The organism is Pedobacter sp. 01T416_2 (assembly GCF_056398925.1).
In genome coordinates, this window is record NZ_JBFTQI010000389.1 from 1 (window position 1) to 5476 (window position 5476).

The following is a 5476-nucleotide window of genomic DNA, read 5'->3' on the forward strand; positions in this document are numbered from 1 at the left end:
ATTAGTATTTCGATAAAATAACAACACATAAACCAAACAGATCATGAACAGCGAAGATTATTCTTCGCTGTTTTTGTTTTGTATTCACCCGTTGAATAAATTTTAATATTTTTGCTTAGCTATGCTACAAAAACTTTCTATACGTAATTACGCATTAATTGACAGTCTCGATATCGAATTTGATAAGGGCTTAAATATTATAACAGGTGAAACTGGCGCTGGTAAATCCATCATTTTAGGTGCATTGTCGCTAATTTTAGGCCAGCGCGCAGAAAGCAAATACTTTTTTAACCAGGATAAAAAATGTGTTATTGAAGGAAGTTTTGCACTGGCAGATGAAAACCTGAAAGAACTTTTTGAAGAAAATGATTTAGATTTCTCGAACGAAAGTATACTGCGTAGAGAAATATCTATAGACGGTAAAACCAGATCGTTTATTAACGATACACCGGTTAATTTATCAATTCTTAAACAAATTGGTGAAAAATTGATCGACATCCACTCCCAGCATGCCACCCAAGAGATTAACGATGCCGATTTTCAACTGTTAATTGTCGATTCTTTAGCTAACCACCAATCGCTATTGTTTAATTACCGCAGCGGGTTTAAAAAACTAAGACAAGATACCAACCGATTGAAGAAATTGGTTATTGAGGCAGACGAAGCGAGAAACAAGCAAGATTATGAGCAATTTCTATTTAACGAACTTGAGCAGGCAAAATTACAGGAAGGTGAACAAGAAGATTTAGAGCAAGAGTTAGAACGTTTAACACATGCCGAAACCATAAAAAGAGCTTTACTTACCGCTTCCGGTTTAATTAACGAAAGTGAACCTTCTGCCCTCCAGATATTAAAAGAAGCTTCATTACAACTTCAAAGTATAGAAAAGTTCGATCCTGCAATTAATGTGCTGTATGAACGTTTACGCTCGTCGATTATTGAAATAAAAGACATTACCGATGAAGTTTCTACAATAGAGGGAAATACCATACACAGTGCCGATCGGTTAGAAATTGTAAACCAAAGGTTAGATCTGTTTTATACCCTGCAACAAAAACATAGGCTTGCCAATAATATAGAATTGCTGGCATTTCAAAATCAGTTGGAAGAAAACCTGAACAAGCTGTTATCTTCTGATGAGCATATCGAAAAACTGCAGAAAGAAATCGATCAGCTTAAAATAGAACTACATAAACAGGCTGACCAATTGAGTGCCAACCGCAAGAAAGCAATTAAAGTGGTTGAGGAACAAACCGGTATTACTTTGAAACAGGTAGGTATGCTTAATGCTAAATTGGTTTTAGACCAAAAAGTGTTGAACGAATTGAATAAAGATGGTTTAGATGAAATCAATCTGCTCTTTACAGCCAATGCTGGCCAAGCCCCTGCCCCGGTAAATAAAGTAGCATCTGGTGGTGAGTTATCGCGACTGATGTTGGCTATAAAAGCTTTATTGGCGAAACACACTTCGTTACCAACCATTATTTTCGACGAGATTGATACCGGAATTTCTGGTGAAACCGCATTAAAAGTTGGAGAAGTAATTGCCGATTTAGGACAGAATATGCAGGTAATTTCGATAACGCACCTACCCCAAATCGCGGCTAAAGGCATATCACATTACTTTGTTCATAAAAATGAAGACCGCGGAAAAACCACAACAGGCATCCGTAAACTTAAACAAGAAGAACGTATTGGTGTAATTGCCGAAATGTTAAGTGGGAAAAATCCAGGTGCATCAGCAATTGAAAATGCGAAAGAATTATTGGCTTAATTTATCATATTAATTCCGCGGTCTGTGTCCCCACAGACCGTTTTCATATCAAATCAAAATCAGTAAAATTAGTGGTCTGTGAGGACACAGACCACAGTATTACCGCTAATTCTTTTGCATCCTTAATCGATGTGCTGTCAGATGTTACCATCTGACAGATTGTAAATAAGATTATTGAAGATTTGCATCATCCTATCTGACAGCTAAAAGAAAAGCACCAATAATTTTACGTCAGGCATTAAACAAAACTAAATAATTAGTTTATATTTAATCAATGAAATCTTTTCTACTTCTACTTTCATTATTAACTATCGGTAAATTTTGTTCTGCACAACAAAGTTATATCCTTTCGGGCATKGTAAAAGATAAACGTGGTGAGCCTTTACCCGGAGCTGGCGTATATGTAAGCGGTTATAAAATTGCAACAGTTTCTAACAATGACGGCACCTACACCCTACCACTAAAACCTGGTAACTACGATATTTTAGTACAATTAATCGGCTATAAAGCTTTAAACAAAAATGTAGTGATTGCTGATAAAGCTGTAAAACTTGATCTTATCCTCGAAGAAAGTATAACCCAATTGGCCGAAGTAACCATTAAACCCGATCCGAACAGGGAACATTATATTGCCATGTTTAAAGGGTATTTTATTGGCACCACCCCCAATGCAGCGCAATGTAAACTCATCAATCCGAACGTACTGATTATCGATTACGATAAAGAGGAACATAAACTTACGGTAAAAACCACCCAATTTCTGATTATTGAAAACAAGGCGCTTGGATACCGCATTAAGTACCTGCTGAACAATTTTGAATACGACAGCAAAACCAGGATCATTTATTATGAAGGTTTCCCGTATTACGAAGATTTAAAAGGATCGGCACGCCGGAAGAAAATTTGGGAGCAAAAGCGGATTACCAGTTATTTAGGTTCTCCACAACACTTTTTTAGATCCATTTATTATCACCGCGCCACCGAAGAGGGATTTATTATTAATAAACTGATTAGCATACCAAATCCGGATAAACCTTCCGACAGTATGATTAACGCCAATATTAAACGCTTAACAAAAGTACAGGATGGCTTAACACGCACATTAACTTTTACGTCTGGAGATTCTTTGAGCTATTGGATAAAAAAGAAAAATCTCCCAAATGGGATTTCTATTTTAAGCCGTGCTCCTGTAACGCAGGATACATTGGTACATGTGGAGAATCAAAGTATTAAAAGCTTCAATTTTACTGATCAACTTTATGTTGTTTACACCAAAGAAAGGGAAGATCCTTCTTACGCCAACCGGATCGGCCTGTCTATTGCACGACCATTAGATATGCCAGATTACCAGATTTCTACCGTCACCTTGCAAGTTGTTCCGGTATATTTTTACGAAAACGGATCTATTTACAACCCTCGTTCGATGATTTATTCAGGTTACTGGGGCTGGGAAAAAATTGCCGACAGTGTACCAATGGATTATTTGCCGCCGGTTAATGGAGTGGGAAAAAAGTAGAAATATCGTTAATACAGCAAGAGAGACAACTACCAAACGCCATTTCTTCTTTTTTTGAAAAGCCAATACAGTGTTTTTTTGGTTTCAAAAGTCCCGCCCTTCGTTACAAATCCTCGCCCTCATGTTTCGGGCTGTGGGTTTTTCACTTTGGTCGGGTTTAGCTGGCAAAGGCCAGTAATACTATTGAGGGTTTTGGAACCACGCAGCACCTGCCAATGTTAATAAACCCGACAGAGCGGGTAGCCCACAGTGAAGCGTAGCGTAACGAGGACTACAAGCGATGGCGGGACTGCTCTAGCCATGAAAAACAGACCTTTCGTTTCAAATAGAAAACAATCTTTATGATGAACCTGATCTATTTTGGAAATAATCGTCATCTCGATCCGATAGCTATCGGATGGAGCAACGCGGAATGGAGAGATCTATCTAGCAAGATTTTGCTTAGCAGCGCCTTCGGGTTCTCAACTAGGTTGCACTCCACTCGAAATGACGATCACTATCAAATGTTAAAATTGTTAAAAATCTTTTACGTTTTTAATAAATATTACGCCTTTTGGTTACATTCGTCTCTATGATTAAAAGCCTTTTAGTAGCCCTTACGCTAATCATGCTGGGTACTAATGCCATTGCTCAAAACACCTTCTCCATTAGTGGTTTGGTTAGGGATCAAAAAGATGGATTACCTGGCGCAAGCATCTATTTAAGTGGATATAAAATTGCTACGGTGGCTGATAACGATGGACGATTTAAATTATCAAATCTAAAACCTGGCAGTTATGATCTACTCGTTCAGCTGGTTGGTTACCTCCCCTATTCTAAAAGTGTAATTATTTCCGATAAATCGGTGCAGGTGGAGCTGGTTTTGAAAGAAAATGTTGCGCAACTGGAAGAAGTTGTAATTAGGGCCGATCCTAACCGTCAGAAATATATTAACCAGTTTAAAGATTTTTTTATTGGTAAAACCCCAAATGCCTCACAGTGTAAGATATTAAATCCGCAGGTTTTAAATGTAGATTTCGACATTACCAAAAGTACTTTAACGGTTTCTACAACCGAGTTTCTGATTGTAGAGAATAAAGCTTTAGGTTACCGGCTAAAATATATGCTCGACCGTTTCGAGTATAACTCAAGAACACACATTATTTACTATTCCGGTCACCCGTTTTTTGAGGAATTAAAAGCATCGGCAGCTAAGAAGAAAAAGTATATCGCCGCCAGAGAGGTCGCGTATTATGGTTCTTCGCAACATTTCTTCCGTTCGCTTTATGCCAACAAAACACAAGAGGAAGGATTTATCATCAACAAAATGGTAAAAGTGCCTAACCCTAACCGCTATCCTGAATATTTAATTAATGCCAATTTAGAAAAGATTAAGGCCGTACCCGAGAAAACGGGCATTAGGCAGAATAAAGGTAAAATAGATACCGCATTGCTCGCCTTTTGGACCAAACAAAAAGAAATGCCCCGAACCATTGATAAATTTTCGAGAGCAGAGGTGCTTACCGATACATTAGTGCACTATTTTAACCAGAACTTAAAATACCTTAGTTATACAGATGCATTGCTGATCCAATACACCAAAGAAAAAGAATCTCTGGCTTATTCTAATACCGGATTTTGGATCTTCAGGCCTTTGGATGTACCCGAAAATGAAATTTCGGTAGCCAACTTAACCGGCGARGGCGTACGTTTCTATGAAAATGGTGGCATTTACGACTCCCGATCGCTCTTATACGAAGGTTTCTGGGCTTATGAAAAAGTGGCCGATATGGTGCCGATGGATTATATTCCGCTACCTAAGATTAAGTAATGTGAGATAGCTGAGGTAAGGTAGAAGATTGATCTAAACTAAAAATGTTGAAAAGTAGCTAATCTTAGAAATCAAAATTACTAATATTTTTAGTAATTTTAATCTATGATTGGCGAAGAAGAAAAACAATATTTTAAAGGACGAGGCGCTCAAGTTAATCCACATAACAAATTTTTAAAGGATGTTTATGTAAAGGAACATGATGAAGGAATAGACGATTGGGAGGAAAGTGATCGTAAAACCTCCTTTATTTTTGAAAATTCGAAAACCATTGTAAACAAAGTTGACAGCCCCGATGTAGGCATGGCTTATTCTTTAAATCCCTATCAGGGCTGCGAACATGGCTGTACCTATTGTTATGCCCGCAACTCACATC

3 protein-coding genes and 1 pseudogene are annotated in these 5476 nt (G+C 37.8%); all 4 read left to right on the forward strand.

Translation table 11 applies throughout. The annotated features are described in order from the left end of the window. Window positions 1-121: 121 nt before the first annotated feature. On the forward strand, window positions 122-1774 hold the full coding sequence (gene recN / locus AC1DPQ_RS16220) for a DNA repair protein RecN (protein WP_477610247.1): 1653 nt from the start codon (window positions 122-124) through the stop codon (window positions 1772-1774). A gap of 274 nt (window positions 1775-2048) precedes the next feature. Continuing rightward, the gene (locus AC1DPQ_RS16225) at window positions 2049-3290 is read left to right on the forward strand and encodes a carboxypeptidase-like regulatory domain-containing protein (RefSeq protein WP_477610248.1); all 1242 of its coding nucleotides are present in this window, start codon (window positions 2049-2051) and stop codon (window positions 3288-3290) included. 571 nt (window positions 3291-3861) lie between these two features. Beyond that, window positions 3862-5100: a carboxypeptidase-like regulatory domain-containing protein gene (locus AC1DPQ_RS16230; protein WP_477584332.1), complete on the forward strand. Its 1239-nt coding sequence runs from the start codon at window positions 3862-3864 to the stop codon at window positions 5098-5100. 105 nt (window positions 5101-5205) lie between these two features. Next, window positions 5206-5476, forward strand: a pseudogene (locus AC1DPQ_RS16235) (PA0069 family radical SAM protein); the annotation flags it as partial.